Raw genomic sequence first — 17,906 nt, forward strand, 5'->3', positions numbered from 1 at the left:
ATCCGCACGCTTAAAATGGCCGATGACGTCGCCGATGCGATAGATGCGCGCAGCTTTGACTAGGCATCATCGCCGGGTTTTCAGATTTCCCCGAAAAGAAAAGCCCCGGCACGCCAGAGGGGGGAAGTCAGTGGGCGGCGTGCCGGGGGAGTCGAAGATCGTGGTGCAATCAGCTCAGTCCAAGATGCTTGGCGTGGAAGCGGATATGATCTTCGATAAAGGTCGAGATGAAATAGTAGCTGTGGTCATAGCCATCCTGAATGCGGATGGTGACCGGGTAGTTTGATGTCTTGGCCGCGGCTTCGAGCACTTCGGGCTTAAGCTGCTCGGCCAAAAAGCCATCTGCACCGCCCTGATCGACCAGGGCCGGGGTCTGAACATCGGGCGCACTTGCGGCCTTCATCAGTTCCGAGCTGTCCCAGTCTTTCCAGACTGACTTGTCATCACCGAGATAATTACCAAGCGCCTTTTGGCCCCACGGGCAATTGATCGGATTGGAGATCGGTGCAAAGGCGGTGACGGATTTGAACGTGCCCGGATTACGCAGTGCAATCATCAGTGCCCCATGACCACCCATGGAATGACCGGAAATCACCGCATCATCATTGACCGGGAAGTGATCCTTGATCAGTGCTGGCAGTTCCCTGGTTACGTAATCATACATGCGATAATTGCGCGCCCACGGCTCCTGCGTGGCGTTGACGTAAAAGCCCGCGCCCTTACCGAAATCATAGGCCTCTTCCTCGTCATCAGGGACGTGATCGCCGCGCGGGCTGGTGTCCGGGGCAACGATGGCGATGCCCAGTTCGGCGGCAATGCGAAATGCACCAGCCTTCTGCATGAAGTTTTCATCCGTGCAGGTCAGGCCCGACAGCCAGTACATGACTGGCACCTTTGCGCCATTGCTGGCCTGTGGTGGCAGAAAGATCGCAAAGCGCATGTCACAGCCAAGGGTGGTTGACGGGTGGGTATATTGCTTTTGCCAGCCGCCAAAGACCTTGTTGCTTGAAGAATTCTCGATACCCATATCGGGGCCTCCTTCTGATCGGCCACTGCCGGAAAATTTCCGACAGTGACGCAATTATTCAAACGTTTATGTATCGATCAGTAATGGATAACCGAACGGATGCTTTCGCCTTCATGCATCAGGTCGAACGCTTCGTTGATGTCTTCGAGCTTCATGGTGTGGGTAATGAAGTCCGAGAGCTTGAACTCACCGGCAAGGTAACGTTCAACATAATCGGGCAGCTGCGAGCGGCCTTTAACGCCGCCAAACGCCGTGCCGCGCCAGACGCGACCGGTGACCAGCTGGAACGGACGGGTGGAGATTTCCTGACCGGCACCGGCAACACCGATGATGACCGACTCACCCCAACCCTTGTGGCAGCACTCAAGGGCTGAACGCATGACATTGACATTGCCGATGCACTCGAACGACCAGTCAACGCCACCGTCGGTCAGCTCGACAATGACTTCCTGGATCGGCTTGTCATAGTCTTTCGGGTTGATGCAATCGGTCGCCCCCAGTTTCTTGGCGAGATCGAATTTCTTTTCGTTAAGATCAATGGCAACGATGCGACCGGCACCGGCCATCTGCGCGCCAATGATCGCCGAAAGACCGATGCCGCCAAGGCCAAAGACGGCCACAGAATCACCCTTTTGCACCTTGGCCGCGTTAACCGTGGCCCCCATCCCGGTGGTGACCCCACAACCAAGCAGGCAAACTTCTTCAAGCGGGGCGGATTTGTTGATTTTCGCAAGCGAGATTTCCGGAAGCACAGTGTATTCCGAGAAGGTCGAGCACCCCATGTAATGATAGATCGGCTTGCCATTCTGCGAGAAACGCGTGGTGCCGTCCGGCATCAGGCCCTTGCCCTGGGTTTCACGGATTTTCTGACACAGGTTGGTTTTGCCCGATTTGCAGAATTTGCACTCGCCGCATTCCGGGGTGTAAAGCGGGATCACGTGATCGCCAACCGAAACGCTGGTCACACCTTCGCCGATGGACTCAACGATGCCGCCGCCCTCATGGCCAAGGATCGCTGGGAAGATGCCCTCGGGATCGTCGCCCGACAGGGTGAAGGCATCGGTGTGGCAAACGCCGGTCGCAACGATCTTGACGCGGACTTCGCCGGCTTTCGGCGGGGCGACCTGAACTTCTTCGATCGACAGCGGTTTGCCCGCTTCCCAGGCGATGGCGGCTTTACAGGTGATGGTTTCGGCGGTCATTGCGCGTCTCCGATAGATTAATTGAACTGTAGCCAGTGTATTTATTCCATCCAGAATGATAATCCGCTATTTTGGTAATTCACTTTTACGTATGTGGAATAATCAAAATGGGGTCGGGCAATGAATGCCTGGGACGGGATCAGCGAATTTATCGCCGTGGCCGAGCGGCAGAATTTTACCCATGCCGCCAAGCAGCTCGGTATTTCGGTCGCCCAGGTCAGCCGACAGGTCACAGCACTCGAGGAAAAGCTGGGTGTGCAGCTTTTTTACCGTACCACACGCAAAGTCAGCGTGACCGAGGCCGGGCAGATTTACTATCAGCATTGCCGGCAACTGATGGATGGGCTGGATGAAGCCGAGCGCGCGATTGGCAACCTGACGGAACTGCCGCGTGGCAAGCTGAAACTCACCGCGCCAACGACTTACGGCGAGACGGTGATTGCGCCGCTGGTCAATGATTTCGTCACCCGCTATCCCGATCTTGAAGTGCAATGCCGCTTTACCAACCAGAAGCTTGATCTGGTACTGGAAGGCTATGACATGGCGATCCGTCTGGGCCGGTTGGAAGGCACGACCGGCAGCCTGATGACCCAGCAGTTATCCACCCGCCGCCTTTATGCCTGTGCTGCGCCGAGCTACATCGCCAAACGCGGGGAGCCCTATTCCCTGTCCGAGTTGCATCACCATAATTGTCTGGTTGGCACACTCGATTACTGGCGCTTTGAAGAAGATGGCCGTGAACGCACGGTGCGTATTCATGGCTCCATCCACGCCAATAGTGGACAGGCGCTTCTTGATGCGGCGCGCAAGGGCATCGGCATCGTGCAATTGCCCGACTATTACGTCGATCCGTGGATTGCCAGTGGTGACCTTGTGCCGGTGCTGACCAAATACCAGCCATCCGATGAAGGCATCTGGGCGATCTATCCGACCAACCGACACCTCAGCCCCAAGATCCGGATGCTGGTGGAGCATTTGGGGCGGTATTTGGGGCAATCATCCTGATTTTTTGTCACAACCGGCTTGCGCCCGCGTCGAACCCTCAATGAATTTCGGTTTGAAGGAGGCGCGCGATGTCAAAGTGCACAGGGTCGAAAGGTGATCTGTGGGAGCTTTATGAAGCAAAGGATGGCTGGCGGTGGCGGCGCACGGCCAGCAACGGCAATATCGTCGGGGCTTCGACGCAAGGTTATTCGAACAAAACCGACTGCATCGCCAATGCCAAGCGCAACGGATGTGATTGCGACCTGAGCTAAGGGTATTGCACTTGGCGGAATGAAAAAAGCCCCGCAGCGTTTGCTGGCGGGGCTTCTCCTGTGTTTCATGGCCGCAGTTCTTTGACTAGCTTGTCGATCAGTTCGATTTGAGTGCCCCACCAGTCCAGAGCTTCCTGATAAACATCTCTTGCGTCGTCCCCTTCCTTTGGTCCAGTCAGAATGGGGCGGTAGATGCTTTCGTCAAGTAGATGTGTTTCGCCGAATTTGACTTCATCTCCTTCGGGAGAAACCGCTTTTCCGACGATTGCTACCTCAATTTGGTCATGTGGATGAACGTTGAACTCGTACTCTTTGAGGATCAAATTTCTATCGCGTTCAATAAATTCATTAAACAACTCGTAGGTTTCGCGATCCTTTTTCCATTTCTGGTAAAGATCTTTGGAAACTTGAGCCACAATCGGATCTTTACCATCTACCTTGTCGAGTACGTGACCAACCGCCCTCAGAAGAGCAAGTGCACCAGCCCAGTGGACCCGCCATAGATCAGGGTCAGTTTCGTTCTCCAGCAAGTTCAAGGCGTAGTGGCAATCCAGTAAGACCCGACGAGCTTGATTGGTCATTTCTTACTGCGCCGTCCAGCCGCCATCGACCGAAAGGTGCGTGCCGGTCATCTGCGATGCCGCGTCCGAGCACAGGTAAAGTGCTGTCTGGCCGATTTGTTCGGGGCTGACGAACTGTTTGGACGGGTGTTTGTCTGACACAAGGCGGGTTGCGGATTCTTCAACCGAAATGTTGTTTTCCTTCGCGCGCGCTTCGATCTGGCGTTCGACCAGTTCGGTGCGCACCCAGCCCGGGCAGATCGCATTGGCTGTGATGCCGGTTTCGGCGGTTTCAAGGGCTGTGACCTTGGTCAGGCCAATCACGCCGTGCTTGGCGGCGACATAGGCGGCCTTCTGGACAGAGGCGACAAGGCCGTGGGCCGATGCCGTGTTGATGATGCGGCCCCAGTTTTTCTTGCGCATGTAGGGCACGGCAAGACGGGTGGTGTGGAAGACCGATGACAGGTTGATCGCAATCACCGCATCCCACTTTTCGGGCGGGAAGTCTTCGACATTGGCGGTGTATTGGATGCCGGCATTGTTGATCAGGATGTCGACGCCGCCAAACTTGGCTTCGGCGTCTTTCATCATCGCTTCGATTTCATCGGGTTTGGACAGGTCGGCACCGTTATAGTGCGCGGTGACGCCATGTTCGGTTTCAAGAGCTTTGCGGGTCGCCTCGATTTCATCGGCGTCGCCAAAGCCATTGAGCATCACATCCGCGCCGGCTCCCGCAAGGGCCTTGGCCATGGCAAGGCCGATCCCGCTGGTGGAGCCGGTTACAAGTGCGCGTTTACCTGTCAGCATTTTGTCTTCTCCCTGTGAAATGGGCTTTCTGCCCTTTGATTTAGGAAGATCATGCCGCAGTGCAATGTAAGTGGCAAGAAATGCTGTGGTCGGGTAGATGGCTTTTTAGGTGCCGATACCGTATTTGCGCAGCTTGTTGGCAATCGAGGTATGCGAAACACCAAGCCGTTTGGCGAGCTTGCGCGAGCTGGGATAATCCGGATAGAGGCGGGTCAGCATTTCCCGTTCGAGCAATTCCATGCCGCTATTGAAATCACTTTGTGCCAAGGCGGTGGCGATCAGATCGGCCTGTTTACTCTCGCCCGCAGGGGAAGCCTCGCCGCTATCCTGCGCGCCGTGAGCCTGTTGGGTGTCGCGTTCGGGTGTCATGGCCGTGCCGGTGGCGGCATCGGCAAGGTCACGCGCGCCAAGGACGTTGCCATCAAGCAGGGCGACGGCGCGAAACAGGGTGTTTTCAAGTTCGCGCACATTGCCCGGCCAATCGTGACGGCAAAGCCATTCCAGCCCATCGCGGGCGAGGCGCGGTGGTGTTCGCTCGGTCTGCTGGGCGGTGCGGTCGATAAAAACGGCGGCAAGATCGGCAATGTCTTTGACCCGGTCGCGCAAGGGCGGCAGGGTGATGCCCAGTACGTTAAGGCGGAAATAAAGATCTTCGCGAAACGTGCCGTCATGGGACATCGCCTCGAGGTCGCGGTTGGTCGCGCTGATAGCCCGGACATCGACGGTGATTTCATCCGTCCCGCCGACGCGCCGAAACCGGCCATCCTGCAGCACGCGCAAAAGCTTGGCCTGTAAATAAGGCGTCAGTTCGCCGATTTCATCGAGAAACAAGGTGCCGCCATCGGCCAGTTCCAGAAGCCCCGGCTTGCCGCCACGCCGCGCACTGGTAAAGGCACCGGCGGCATACCCAAACAGTTCACTTTCAGCCAGGCCTTCGGGCATCGCTGCACAGTTAAGGGCCAGAAACGGTTGATCAGCGCGCGCACTTGCGCGGTGGCAGGCGCGTGCAAACAGTTCTTTGCCGGTGCCAGTTTCGCCAAGGATCAGGATCGGGGCATCGATGGCCGCAAGTCGTTCAGCCTGTGATTTAACGCGCAGCATGGCGCGGCTGGTGCCGATAATGTCGTCAAAGCCGGTGTGGCTGCGATCCTGAAGGGCTGTGATCACGCGGCCCAGCCGTGCCGGACGGTGAAAGACCATCACCCCGCCCCAGGGCGCATCATCGCTGGCGTCCGATCCATCATCAACATGGCCGATCGGTTCGACCTGCAAAAGATAGGTCTGGCCACCCAAAACCACTTCGCGTTCCGGCAGGCGAAAACCACCTTGGCGTAAATCTTCAATAGATGGTTCGCCAAGTATGCTCAATATATCCTGATCACGCAGGGGTCTTTCAGGGGTGGCTGAAATTGCCTGTGCCGCCGGATTGGCCTGTGCAATCAGGCCGTTTGCATCAACCGCGATCACCGGATCACCAAGGGCGGCAAGCGTTGCATGCAACTGTGCGCGACGGCGTTCGGTCGGCAGGCGGTCGATTTCGGTGATGTCGAAAATGCCGGGGATTTTCTTCAATGCGCTCGCCAGTGCCGGGAAGCGTTCCGGGCGGATGGCCGGGATATCGGCATAGATATGATGGGTGGTGACTTCGAATGTGCGGATGTCCAGGCCCTGATCGGTCAGGACGTTGATGACGTCACGCGTAATGCCGAGCCTGTTTTCACCGCGAATTTCGAACCGCATATCCGTACCGATAAGTTTACATTGTATCGATAAATGTACAGATTTAAGTGACTGAAATCCAGAGTCTTTGCGCTTTTCTCTGATGATGAGCGTAGGTGTGTAAATTAATGTTTACACACAGAGGGGCGGCCATTTCCGTAAGTCTTTGAAAACAAGCGATTTTTAAATCTGGCATGGTGATTGCGACTGTCAGGGCAGAATAAACGCATTTCAAGGAGCCTTCCGATGTCTGCCAATGACAAACACAACAGCGCCAAAACCGGCTTTGCCACCCGTGCGATCCATCACGGTTATGACCCGCAAAGCCACAATGGTGCGCTGAACCAGCCGGTTTACATGTCTTCGACCTTTGCGTTCGAAACAGCCGAGCAGGGCGGGCGGTTTTTTGCCGGCGACGAGCAGGGCTTTATCTATTCCCGCATCGCCAACCCGACGCTGGATCTTCTCGAAAAGCGCCTTGCGGTGCTTGAGGGCGGTGAAGCCGCCGTTGCAACAGCATCGGGCATGGGCGCGATTACATCTGTTTTCTGGACCTTTATTGCGCCGGGCGACGAGATCATTGTTGATCGCACGCTTTATGGCTGCACATTTGCCTATTTCCGCCACGGTCTGGAAAAATTCGGCATCAAACATACCCATGTCGATCTGACCGATCCGGCAGAGTTGGAAAAGGCGATCTCGGACAAGACCAAGATTGTCTATTTCGAAACGCCGGCCAACCCGAACATGCGTCTGGTCGATATCGAAGCGATTTCCGACATCGCGCACAAGCATGGTGCCAAGGTGGTTGTCGACAACACCTATTGCACGCCGTATCTGCAGCGCCCGATTGAACTCGGTGCCGATATCGTTGTCCATTCCGCAACCAAATATCTGGGTGGACATGGCGATCTGATGGCCGGTGCGGTGATCGGAACGCTTGAAGATATGACACAGGTGCGTCTGGTCGGGCTTAAGGACATGACCGGTGCGGTTTTGTCAGCGCAGGATGCCAACCTTGTGATGCGTGGCCTTAAAACGCTTGAGCTTCGTATGGAACGCCATTGCGACAATGCTGAAAAAATCGCCGATTTCCTGGAGAAGCACCCAAAGGTCGAGAAGGTCTTCTATCCGGGGCTTGAAAGCGACCCGCATCATAAACTGGCGAAAAAACAGATGGACCGGTTTGGCGGCATGATCGCGTTCGAACTTAAGGGCGGGATCGAAGAAGGCCGTAAACTGATGAACGGCCTTAATATGATTACGCGCGCGGTCAGTCTGGGCGATGCCGAAACCCTGATCCAGCATCCGGCATCGATGACCCATTCGACCTACACTGCCGAAGAACGCGCCGAGTATCAGATCACCGATGGTCTGATCCGTCTGTCGGCCGGGCTTGAAAGCATCGATGACATTCTGGCTGATCTGTCCAACGCACTCGATGGCGATCAGATGGCGATTGCCGCCGAGTAACGGCAAATCAACTGTGGATCGGGATGGCCGAGTGCCATTCCGGTCTGCTGTTTTCACCCGCCACTAGTCAAACAGACTGTATTGAGCCATTGCCTCGCGCGACCGGTCTGACAGGTGTTTATTCTCGATCCGCATGACTTTCAGATCGTGCAAATCAATTTGCGAGAATGACGGTGCGGTATCGCGATGGGTTTTCAAAAGATCCAGCATCATGCCGTTTGAAAAGGCGCGCTTAAGTCCGGTTTCGATGATGTCGCGCAGTTCCGGATTTTTGGGGCTGACAAAGAAATAGATCGGTTGCGGGTAATAAAGTGCTGTTTTTTCGGCAATTTCGATACCGGGTGCTTGCCACTTCATCCAGTTCCATTCGCCGACAATCTGCCAATAGGCACGCGGATAAAGATCAAATCGCCTTGCGTCGAGCATACGATGAAGCGTTCTGTAGCGGCCGCTTACGACGTCAAAGCCGTTATCAGTCAAAATCTCGTTGTCTGGCCATCCAAGTCCCTGACCCATGGAAAGTTTCCTGAGGTCGTCAATCGTCTCAATCTGACTGAACGGTTCTTTGAGATCTTTATGCAGCATGAACAGCCGCAAACCGGTGGTGCCAAGATAGATCGGGATATAGACCGCAAGCAGCCTTTCTTCGCGCTCTGCATTGGTGCCAAAGAAAACCGTGTCGAACTGGTCGGCAGCTTCGAGCATGGGAATGCGCCGGTCTTCGGTCGGGTAATCCATGCATACCGGCACAAGGGTGGCGTTGTGCCCGCTCAGTCTCAGGGCCAGCCGCAACAAATCGATGTGATATTCCCGGTGTGCTTCCCAGGTGATCTCGCCGCGGCAAAATTCCGATGGTGTATCCATGGGGATGCGCACGACGCGTGGATCATTGGTGGATGCCGACTGCGCATGGGCGGGGATGTTACCAAGCAGGTACGCAGTGAAGATTATTAGGCAAAGAAATTGTCGGGCAACATCTTTGATGGCTGTGAACCGGTTGGCCACAGAGGATAATACGCCTCGAATTGCTCCGATCCGGACTGTCATCAGAACAGAATAACTTTGGTCAGGGAAAGAGATCTTAACGAGAGAAAGTTTGGCAATTTAGACGTCACCGGAAGCGAACTTTAGGAGAGGCGGTATCTATATATCAGTATAAGATATTTCTGTGCAAAGAGTTTGAGCCGGGGTTGCACCCAAGTCGCAATCTTCCACCCGGCGCTGGTCGAATTTGGCGGTCTTCCGGGTTTGATCGACTCGCACGGGAATAAGTGCGGGCCAGTTATTTTCCGGATTTTTTGCTGGAACGGAAATTCGAGAGTTTCCCTGTGATCGTCGCAGCTGATTCCAACATTTCAGTGAAATTGCCGAATCTTGTGTGAATTGCCGGACCGCCATCTTGATTTCCGCGACGTGCCCCTAAAAATCGGCATTGTGGTGCCGAATTATTGAGGCGCCAGACGACATCGCATGAAACCCGCAATATCGGATAAAAAAGAAAGCAATCAGGAAATGTCAGTACAGGAAAGCGCACCGGAAATCGGTGAAATCATCGAAGCAAGCAGCACGGCCGATATCAATGCCAAGGACCTTGAGATGCTGGGTCTGCTTGAAAAGAAAGTGCGCTGGCTGTCAAGCTGGACAATCCATAATGCCAACCATCTGCGCCCCAAGCGCGATGGCATCAAGGTTGGCGGCCATCAGGCCAGCTGTGCGTCGATGACCACCCTGATGACAGCGCTTTATTTCAATGTCCTGCGCCCGCAGGACCGGGTCGCGGTCAAGCCGCATGCAAGCCCGGTATTTCATGCGATCAATTATCTGTTTGGCCGTCAGACCAAGGAAAAGCTTGAAAACTTCCGCTCGTTCGGTGGGGCACAATCCTATCCGTCACGGACCAAGGATGGCGATCAGGTTGACTTCTCGACAGGCTCCGTCGGTCTTGGCGCGGCGGTGACAAACTTTGCCGCCCTGACACAGGATTACCTGCGCTACAAGGACATGCTGCCCAAGGATGAAACGCCCGGTCGCATGGTCGCCCTTGTCGGGGATGCCGAACTTGATGAAGGCAATATCTATGAGGCGCTGCTTGATACCTGGAAGCATGACATTCGCAATGTCTGGTGGGTGATCGACTATAACCGCCAAAGCCTTGATGGCATGATCGATGCCCATCTGTTCCGCGTGATCGGCCGGTTCTTCCGCGCAGTTGGATGGAACGTGATTACCATCAAATATGGTCGCAAGCTGCATGACGCCTTTGCCAAGCCGGGCGGGAAATCGCTTAAGAAGTGGCTAAATGATGTGCCCAACGACATCTATTCGGCGCTGACCTTCCAGGGCGGGGCGGCATGGCGCAAACAGATCACCTCGGACATGGAAGGCGACAATGCGCTGGCAAGCCTTTTGGGCGACTATGACGATGACCAGCTTCATGATCTGATGACCAATCTGGGCGGCCACTGCATGGAAGCCGTGCTCAGCGCCTTTGACGCCGTGCCCAATGACAAGCCGACCGTGTTTATTGCCTATACCGTCAAGGGCTATGGCACGCCGCTTCAGGGGCACAAGGACAACCATGCCGGCCTTATGAACGTGCCGCAAATGGATGCCTTCAAGCTGCAAAACAAGATCGCCGACGGGCAGGAATGGGATGTCGCAGCCGGCCTTGATATCAGTGCCGATGCCCTTCGCGACTATATCGCCAGCGCACCGTTTAACGATGATGCCCCGCGCAACAGGTCGGCCAAGCACATCACCATCCCTGAAATGCCCTATGCGCGTGCCGAAACGTCCAGCACGCAGGAAGTCTTTGGCAAGATCCTGAATGAATTGGCCAAGATGAAAAACAGCGATCTGTCTGACCGGATCGTGACCACATCCCCCGATGTGACGGTGTCGACCAACCTTGGCGGGTTTGTGAACCAGCGCGGTCTGTTTGGCCGCGAAGAGCTGGCCGATCAGTTCAAGGAACGCAAGGTTCCCTCGGCCCAGAAATGGATCAGATCGCCGAGCGGACAGCATGTTGAGCTTGGCATTGCCGAGAACAACCTGTTCCTGAACCTGGCCGCACTCGGTCTGTCGCACAGCCTGTTTGGCGAACGCCTTTTCCCGATTGGAACGCTTTATGATCCGTTCATTGCGCGCGGTCTCGATGCGCTGAATTACGCCTGCTATCAGGATGCACGTTTCATGGTGGTAGCAACGCCCAGCGGCATCACGCTGGCCCCCGAAGGCGGGGCGCACCAGTCGATATCAACGCCAATGATCGGTATGGGGCAGCCTGGCCTGACCAGTTTCGAGCCAAGCTTTGGCGATGAACTGGCTGCCATCATGGGCTGGTCGTTTGAACATATGCAGGACCCGGATGGTGGATCGATCTACCTGCGTTTGTCGACCAAACCGCTCTCGCAGCCGGAACGTGACCTGTCACAAACTGAAAAGACCGAAATTATTTCGGGTGGCTATTGGTTGCGTCAGCCGGGCGACGATTGCAAAATGGCGATTGCCTATTGTGGTGCCATGGCACCCGAAGCAATTGCGGCGTGGGAAAAGCTTTCCGAAGATCATCCGGGCCTTGGTCTGCTTGCCGTGACGTCGACCGATCGCCTTTATAACGAATGGCAGGATCTTGAGCGCGCCCGCCTAGAAGGCAAGGCCGATGGTAAAATGGCCCATGTCGAAAATCTGCTGAAACCGCTGGCATCCGATGCCCGCCTTGTCACGGTGATTGATGGTCATCCGGCCGCCCTTGCGTGGCTTGGCGGTGTGCGTGGGCACGCGGTTGCGCCGCTGGGTGTGAATGCCTTTGGCCAGTGCGGTGATAGCATCGCACTTTATGATCACTACCAGATCGGCACGGAGGCCATCCTGCGCGCGGCGAAACGCTGGGACTGATAGGGCATGCTTGAGGTTCGAAAGGGAGGGTGCTTTGCCCTCCCTTTTTTCATGTCTGGGTCGACCACTTGGAGTGGTCCGGCAGTTGACGCAATGTCGGATTGTAAGTACGAGAACTGTTCGCAATTTATAAAAATTAAAATCGGTTCAGTGTGTGTAACCCCGAGCCGGGCAGTGAAACGTTCTTATGAAAAACAGAAGTCTTAAAGGGCTTTATCCGGCGATGCCGTTTGGCACACCGATTGAGGCCACGCGCGCCGGCGGCGGGGCCCTGATTGGACTGGGGCTGGCGGGTTTTTTGCTGTCACTACCCGAGTTGCAAGGCGCAGGTCTTTATCTGATTGCGCCATTCGGTGCGACATCCGTCTTGTTGTTCGCAGTACCCAACAGTCCGCTTGCGCAACCATGGTCCGCGATTGTTGGCAATAGTGTTGCCGCACTTGCCGGGGTGGCTGTGTGCCTGATGGTTGATGACCCTGTGCTTCGCGTTGCGTTGGCGGTTGGACTGGGTATTTCTGCGATGATTGTCGCACGGGCGGTTCATCCGCCTGGTGGTGCGGTTGCGATGGTCGCCGCCCTGAACCCGGATATGGTCGCCGATCTCGGCTTTCGCTTCGCCGTGACGCCGGTTGCTGTTGTGACAGCCATTCTGGTTCTGGTTGCAATTGCCTATGCCCGCTTGACCGGGCGCACATATCCATTCCGCCATTTCGATGACAAAGGTTTGCATCGGACAGCAGATCGTGCACCAATCGAACGGCTTGGCCTTGATGAGGATGAGCTAAACGCGATCCTTCAGCAATATAGCCAGTCGCTTAACCTTGGTATTGAAGACCTGGCGCGGTTGATTGGCGCGGCCGAATTACAGGCGGCATCCCACCGTGCCGGGCCAATGACCGCACGCGATATCATGTCGCGCGATCTTGTGACTGTTGAGGCGGAAACACCCCTTGGCGAGGTGGCCGACCTTTTTCGCAAGCATGGCTTTGCCTCCCTGCCAGTGATTGGCGCGGACGGCCAGTTCATTGGTGTGATCTTTCAAATTCATCTGATCCGCCGCGCACGAGAGGATGCATTGCGTCTGGATCGTGGGTTGTTATCGGCGATGTCGCGTCTGGTTGATCGCAAGCGTGAAGCGCCTGTCCGGGCGATGGAAATCATGTCTGTCACGGAACCACGTGCCACGCCTGATACACCAATTGCGGCGTTGCTACCGCTGATGGCGGATGGCGCATGTGATGCCGTTCCTGTTCTTGATTATGGAAAAATCATTGGCATTGTGACCCGAACTGATTTGATCGCCGCCATGGCCCATGCAAGCATTACTGCCGATTGAGTTGCCCACAAAACTGGAAAAGCCCGATGACTGAGACTGTTACACTGACAATCGAAGAGGCTGAAAAGCTAAGCCTTGCCGTGCTGGAGGACAATGGCTTTGGCGAAGAACATGCAGGTGCCATCATGCGCAGCGTGGTTGCCGCCCAGATTGATGAGTGCCATTCGCATGGACTTTATCGTCTGATGGGTTGTGTGCAGACCGCGCGGAATGGCGGGCTTGATACCCATGTTCTGCCGGAAATTATCGATCAGGCGCCGGCCATTACGCGGGTCAATGCGCACAAGGGATGCTCGCTTCTGGGTTTTGAAATGGGCTTGCCGCAGCTTGTTGAAAAGGCGCGACACTGTGGGATTTCGGTTCTGGCGATCAATAACTGTTTCCATTTTTCAGCGTTGTGGCCGGAAGTCGAGCAGATTTCTGCCCACGGTCTGGTCGGGATGGCGATGACACCGACCCATGCCTTTGTCGCGCCAGCAGGCGGAGCCAAGCCGCTCCTGGGCACCAACCCGATTGCCTTTTCATGGCCGCGTCCGGGCAAAACGCCCTACACGTTTGATTTTGCCACCAGCATGATCGCGCGCGGCGAAATCGAATTGCACCGTCGCGCGGGCAGGCCAATTCCCGAAGGCTGGGCGATTGATGAAAATGGTCATCCCACCACCGATCCGACCAAGGCGCTTGAAGGGGCGATGCTGACCTTTGGCGGGCACAAGGGATCAGCACTTTCGACCATGATCGGTTTGATGGCGGGGCCGTTGATCGGTGATGTGCTGGGACATGAAACCCATGCCGCATCCGAAGATGCGCCGGGTAAGCCGCATCATGGGGAAATCATCATCGCCTTTTGTCCGGAAACATTCCTTGGTGCTGATGCGCAAAAGCATCTTGATCACGCCGAAGACTTGTTTGAGGAGATCGTCAAACAGGGCGCGCGCCTGCCATCGCAACGCCGGTTTGAAGCCCGCGAACGCAGTCAGACAAACGGGGTGACGATCCCCAAGGCCCTGCATGACGAGCTGTTGGCCTTGACGGAGCAACAATAATACTGGGCGTTATGCTTGGATCAGATTTTATGACCCAATCTTTTTTCAAGGGGTACGCCGTGATGGGCTTGCAATGTCCCCAATTGTCGTACAACTCACGCAGCATGCATCCAAAAGCGAGATTTGATGCAATGTGAGCTGGAAGGGCGTTGGTCATGGAATATCTGATGTTGCTCGGCGGTTTGGCCGGGCTTTTCTTTGGCGGGGAGTCTCTGGTGCGCGGTAGCGTCGGGATCGCCCGCAAACTTTCCATGTCATCGCTTCTGATCGGTTTGACCGTGGTCGGTTTCGGGACATCGACGCCGGAACTTCTTGTCTCCATGGATGCGGCATTGCGTGGTGTGCCGGATATCGCGCTTGGCAACGTTATCGGGTCCAACATTGCCAATATCTTGCTGATTGTTGGTGTTTCTGCCGTGGTTTGGCCAATTGCGGTATCTGGCGGCACGCTTGGTCGTGACACCGCTGTGATGCTTGGTGCTGCTGTCGTGCTGGTGCCGTTCTTTGCGCTTGGTGACCTTGGCCGTGTCGCTGGTGGGCTTATGTTTGCGGCATTGATTGGTTATCTGGTGTTTGCCTATCGCCAGTCGCGTTCGGAACCCGCGTCATCGACGGATCTGCCCGAGGCAGTTTCAAATGTTTGGCTGTCAATTGTCTGGGTTGTCGCGGGGCTGGCCATGCTGATGGTTGGTGCCCATTACCTTGTCGAAGGGGCGGTGACCATCGCGCGCACCTTTGGGGTTTCCGAAGCCTTTATCGGGCTTACGATTGTTGCGGTTGGTACGTCCTTGCCAGAGCTCGCGACATCGCTGATTGCTGCATTGAAAAAGCAATCCGAAATCGCGATTGGCAATATTATTGGGTCGAACATTTTCAACATCCTGGGGATTCTCGGCCTGACGGCGGTCGTGTCGCCGATTCCGGTCGCGGACCGGTTCCTGATGTTTGACCTTCCGGTGATGATTGCGGTTTCGATTGGTCTGACGCTGATGCTTCGCCGTCCACAAATTGGCCGGATACCCGGCATCATCATGCTGGTGCTGTATGCCGGTTACGTCTGGGCGGCACAGTAAGGATTGTCGGCGCAGGGCAGGCTGTTTGGCGGATTTCCTAGAAAAACGCCTGCTTTATGCCATCAATGATGAACTGGACCGCGAGGGCGGCCAAGATCATACCAAGCAGGCGTGATACCACGGTGGCAACGGTCGGGCTGAGGCGTTTGGCAACCACGTTTGCCAGCAGGAAGAAGACAAAGGCGATCACCATCACGACGGCGACCACGCCAATGACGCTGGCCTGCATGGCGATATTGTCTTCGAACTTGCCCATCAGAAGCATCACGGATGCGATGGCACCGGGGCCGGACAGGAACGGGATCGACATCGGGAAGATCGAGACATCATCCGCCTCGTCATCCGGGATGGTCGGGCCGTCCGCCGTTTTGGTGGCCGCGGTCTTGGTTTTGGCTTTGGCGGTCTTTCCGGCCTTGTCGGTGTCGTGATCTTCTTCGAGTTCCTGATGAACCTGTTCGGCGCGCTGGTTACGTTTCTGGCTGCGCTTTTCAAACAGCATTTCAAGTGCGATCAAAAACAGCAACGTGCCCCCTGCAATCCGGAAGGCGGGCATATGGATGCCAAACACGCCCAGCAATCCTTCGCCGATCAGGGCAAAGGCCGCTAGGATAAAGAAACTGGTCAAGCAGGCACGGATCGCCATGCGCCGGCGGTGCGCAGCACTTGTGCCCTGCGTCAGGACGATGAAGACCGGCACCAGACCCAACGGGTCAATGATCACAAACAGCGTGACAAAGACCGGGATCAATTCGTTGAGCATATCAAGGCTTGGCATCGGTTCTTCCTGCTTTCGGCGATTGCGCGATGGATGCGTATATTGCGCCCATCTTCGCAGGTAAATGGTTAAATGGGCAGTTCTTTTGGGTGGGTTGGCAATGCAGGGCCTTATCGCCGTTTGCCGCGATTGCGTCCGTAACGCCCGGCACTTTCCGGCCAGTCGACATAATCAACCGGTTTCTTTCGCACCCATTTGACGAACTTGATGATATCGGGATGGGCAAGCAGCTTGTCGGGGCTGTTATAGTCGCGTGCAAGGGTGGCTTCATCAAACAGGCGATGGATCATGCGATGGCAAACGCGATGCAGCCATTCGGTTTCAGTCCCGCCCTGTGATTTCGGGTGCCAGTGATGGCGATCAACACTGGGACCTGCGATCATCGCCCGACCACAGATCGCGCATTTTCCAAGATCAGAACGATCAGAATTTCCCGGTATTGCCATGGTCGATTATTGCGGCGGCATCCGCCGGTTTTCAAAGAATTTCTGCCATGTGCCGGGTTTGAGGGCGCGGAGTGCCTTGATCCGCGCCCCAACCGATGGATGGGTGTCAAGCAGGCTAGGCGGCTGGGTGCTGCGATAAGGCACAAGGCCAAGACGTTTGCGATTGATCTGATCGATATGCAAAAGCGCATCAATCATGTCTTCCGGGCCATTGAGCAAATCACTTGCCCCGTGGTCAGCGGCAAATTCGCGGTCGCGAATGACCGCGCGCTGGAACAGGAAGCTGATGGTTGGCACCGCACCAAACAGGATAATCATCCAGGCGGGTGGATTGAAATCGCCAAAGATGAAAATTGCCAGGCCAAACAGCGCGATGGTCCATGTTGCGCGATACAGCACATCGGTAATCAGCAAGATACGGGTATCACCATGCCAGGCATGCGCCACTTCATGGGCCAAAATCGCGCGCATCTGGCGCGGGGAAAGGCCATGAACCGCATCGCTTGAAATCGCAATCGTGGTGTTGTCGTCCGTACCGGTCGTGATGGCATTTACCCCCTTGCCCGGCAGCAGGAACAATTTTGGTTTGTGACCAAGTTCTGCGCGTTCGGAAAGCAGGCGGCTCATTTCATGGATGGCGGGATAATCTTCCCCCGAAAGCGGACTGGCGCGCAGCATTTTCATCAGTATTTCTGGCGAGATCATCGGTGAAAGTACGAGCATCAGGGCAACCGCAATACCAGCCGAAATCATCATCGATATCCCGCCCAGCATCCATGCACAGGCGGCAAGCACACCGATCATGCACGCCATCAGCCCGCCCGCGTGGGAGACTCCACCGGGTTGAATGGCGAGAAACCGTTGAATGAAGTCGGGAAGCTGCGGCGTGTTGTCAGCCATTCGCGATTTGCCTATCAGGGTTCGGGTTGGGGCCTTATCCAAAGATAGGGATGATCACTGCATATACGCAAATGCAACCTTTGGCGCGGTCGGAAAAATTTATGTCAAACAATCGGTTGTTTGCATTGATCCAGCACAGGTTGTTGCCCGCAAGTCGCGGTTGGGTTTCGAGGACGGGATTTGGGAAGAATTGCGCGATGTGATGACGCGGTAAGGCAATGAAATAAAGGGCTTTGCGGCGAAATCTTAACACATCCTTATATATTCGACTAGAATAGTGGGAGTATGCCATTGGCTAGGATACCCGTTGTGGCTTTGCCGCGCGGGTGGTTTGTCATGCGCAATTGCCAAATGATCAACGGCAACAGATATAAGATATCTGCCCTTGT

At 55.6% G+C, this 17,906-nt stretch carries 16 protein-coding genes; 7 read left to right on the forward strand and 9 right to left on the reverse strand.

Annotation, left to right across the window (positions count from 1 at the left end; genetic code table 11):
* Positions 1-169 precede the first annotated feature (169 nt).
* Both fghA and B2T33_RS18210 read right to left on the reverse strand, forming a co-directional pair.
* Positions 170-1,027 carry an S-formylglutathione hydrolase gene (fghA, locus tag B2T33_RS18205; protein WP_286792809.1) on the reverse strand — a complete coding sequence of 286 codons (858 nt, stop codon included), beginning with the start codon at positions 1,025-1,027 and terminating at the stop codon, positions 170-172.
* 77 nt (positions 1,028-1,104) lie between these two features.
* Positions 1,105-2,229 carry an S-(hydroxymethyl)glutathione dehydrogenase/class III alcohol dehydrogenase gene (locus B2T33_RS18210; RefSeq protein WP_349678270.1) on the reverse strand — a complete coding sequence of 375 codons (1,125 nt, stop codon included), beginning with the start codon at positions 2,227-2,229 and terminating at the stop codon, positions 1,105-1,107.
* Positions 2,230-2,349: 120 nt separating this feature from the next.
* On the opposite strand from B2T33_RS18210, the gene B2T33_RS18215 reads away from it, so the two are divergent.
* Positions 2,350-3,234 carry a LysR substrate-binding domain-containing protein gene (locus B2T33_RS18215; RefSeq protein ID WP_286792810.1) on the forward strand — a complete coding sequence of 295 codons (885 nt, stop codon included), beginning with the start codon at positions 2,350-2,352 and terminating at the stop codon, positions 3,232-3,234.
* A gap of 68 nt (positions 3,235-3,302) precedes the next feature.
* A complete protein-coding gene (locus tag B2T33_RS18220) occupies positions 3,303-3,485 on the forward strand; it encodes a YegP family protein (RefSeq protein ID WP_286792811.1) in 183 nt (60 codons plus the stop codon).
* A gap of 65 nt (positions 3,486-3,550) precedes the next feature.
* Here B2T33_RS18220 and B2T33_RS18225 read toward each other — a convergent pair whose 3' ends face one another.
* From B2T33_RS18225 to B2T33_RS18235, 3 genes are all read right to left on the reverse strand, one after another.
* The gene (locus B2T33_RS18225; protein ID WP_286792812.1) at positions 3,551-4,066 is read right to left on the reverse strand and encodes a hypothetical protein; all 516 of its coding nucleotides are present in this window, start codon (positions 4,064-4,066) and stop codon (positions 3,551-3,553) included.
* Between the two features lie 3 nt (positions 4,067-4,069).
* Positions 4,070-4,852, reverse strand: coding sequence for a 3-hydroxybutyrate dehydrogenase (locus tag B2T33_RS18230; protein WP_286792813.1), 783 nt, complete (start codon positions 4,850-4,852; stop codon positions 4,070-4,072).
* Positions 4,853-4,957: 105 nt separating this feature from the next.
* On the reverse strand, positions 4,958-6,592 hold the full coding sequence (locus B2T33_RS18235) for a sigma 54-interacting transcriptional regulator (RefSeq protein ID WP_286792814.1): 1,635 nt from the start codon (positions 6,590-6,592) through the stop codon (positions 4,958-4,960).
* Between the two features lie 225 nt (positions 6,593-6,817).
* Between B2T33_RS18235 and B2T33_RS18240 the strand changes: the two genes are divergently transcribed.
* Positions 6,818-8,044, forward strand: a complete 1,227-nt coding sequence (locus B2T33_RS18240) for a methionine gamma-lyase (RefSeq protein WP_286792815.1) — start codon at positions 6,818-6,820, stop codon at positions 8,042-8,044.
* Between the two features lie 63 nt (positions 8,045-8,107).
* On the opposite strand, the gene B2T33_RS18245 is transcribed toward B2T33_RS18240, so the two are convergent.
* Entirely contained in the window at positions 8,108-8,908 is an 801-nt protein-coding gene (locus tag B2T33_RS18245; RefSeq protein WP_286792816.1) for a substrate-binding periplasmic protein, read from the reverse strand.
* A 648-nt stretch (positions 8,909-9,556) separates the two neighbouring features.
* Here B2T33_RS18245 and B2T33_RS18250 point away from each other — a divergent pair.
* The 4 genes from B2T33_RS18250 to B2T33_RS18265 all read left to right on the forward strand — a co-directional run bounded on the left by B2T33_RS18250 (position 9,557) and on the right by B2T33_RS18265 (position 15,396).
* Complete coding sequence (locus B2T33_RS18250; RefSeq protein WP_286792817.1) at positions 9,557-11,941, forward strand: transketolase; 2,385 nt, start codon at positions 9,557-9,559, stop codon at positions 11,939-11,941.
* Between the two features lie 187 nt (positions 11,942-12,128).
* The gene (locus B2T33_RS18255) at positions 12,129-13,277 is read left to right on the forward strand and encodes an HPP family protein (protein ID WP_286792818.1); all 1,149 of its coding nucleotides are present in this window, start codon (positions 12,129-12,131) and stop codon (positions 13,275-13,277) included.
* A 26-nt stretch (positions 13,278-13,303) separates the two neighbouring features.
* A complete protein-coding gene (locus tag B2T33_RS18260) occupies positions 13,304-14,323 on the forward strand; it encodes an Ldh family oxidoreductase (protein ID WP_063086785.1) in 1,020 nt (339 codons plus the stop codon).
* Between the two features lie 155 nt (positions 14,324-14,478).
* Positions 14,479-15,396, forward strand: coding sequence for a calcium/sodium antiporter (locus B2T33_RS18265; protein WP_063086786.1), 918 nt, complete (start codon positions 14,479-14,481; stop codon positions 15,394-15,396).
* Positions 15,397-15,433: 37 nt separating this feature from the next.
* Here the strand turns inward: B2T33_RS18265 and B2T33_RS18270 are convergent, their stop codons facing one another.
* From B2T33_RS18270 to B2T33_RS18280, 3 genes are all read right to left on the reverse strand, one after another.
* Positions 15,434-16,171, reverse strand: coding sequence for a MarC family protein (locus B2T33_RS18270; RefSeq protein ID WP_063086787.1), 738 nt, complete (start codon positions 16,169-16,171; stop codon positions 15,434-15,436).
* A gap of 110 nt (positions 16,172-16,281) precedes the next feature.
* The gene (locus B2T33_RS18275) at positions 16,282-16,617 is read right to left on the reverse strand and encodes an HNH endonuclease signature motif containing protein (RefSeq protein ID WP_064787602.1); all 336 of its coding nucleotides are present in this window, start codon (positions 16,615-16,617) and stop codon (positions 16,282-16,284) included.
* A 6-nt stretch (positions 16,618-16,623) separates the two neighbouring features.
* Complete coding sequence (locus tag B2T33_RS18280) at positions 16,624-17,517, reverse strand: M48 family metalloprotease (RefSeq protein WP_286792819.1); 894 nt, start codon at positions 17,515-17,517, stop codon at positions 16,624-16,626.
* Positions 17,518-17,906 lie beyond the last annotated feature (389 nt).

This window comes from Thalassospira sp. UBA4513, assembly GCF_002388495.1.
In the GTDB taxonomy this organism is placed as follows: Bacteria; Pseudomonadota; Alphaproteobacteria; order Rhodospirillales; family Thalassospiraceae; genus Thalassospira; species Thalassospira tepidiphila.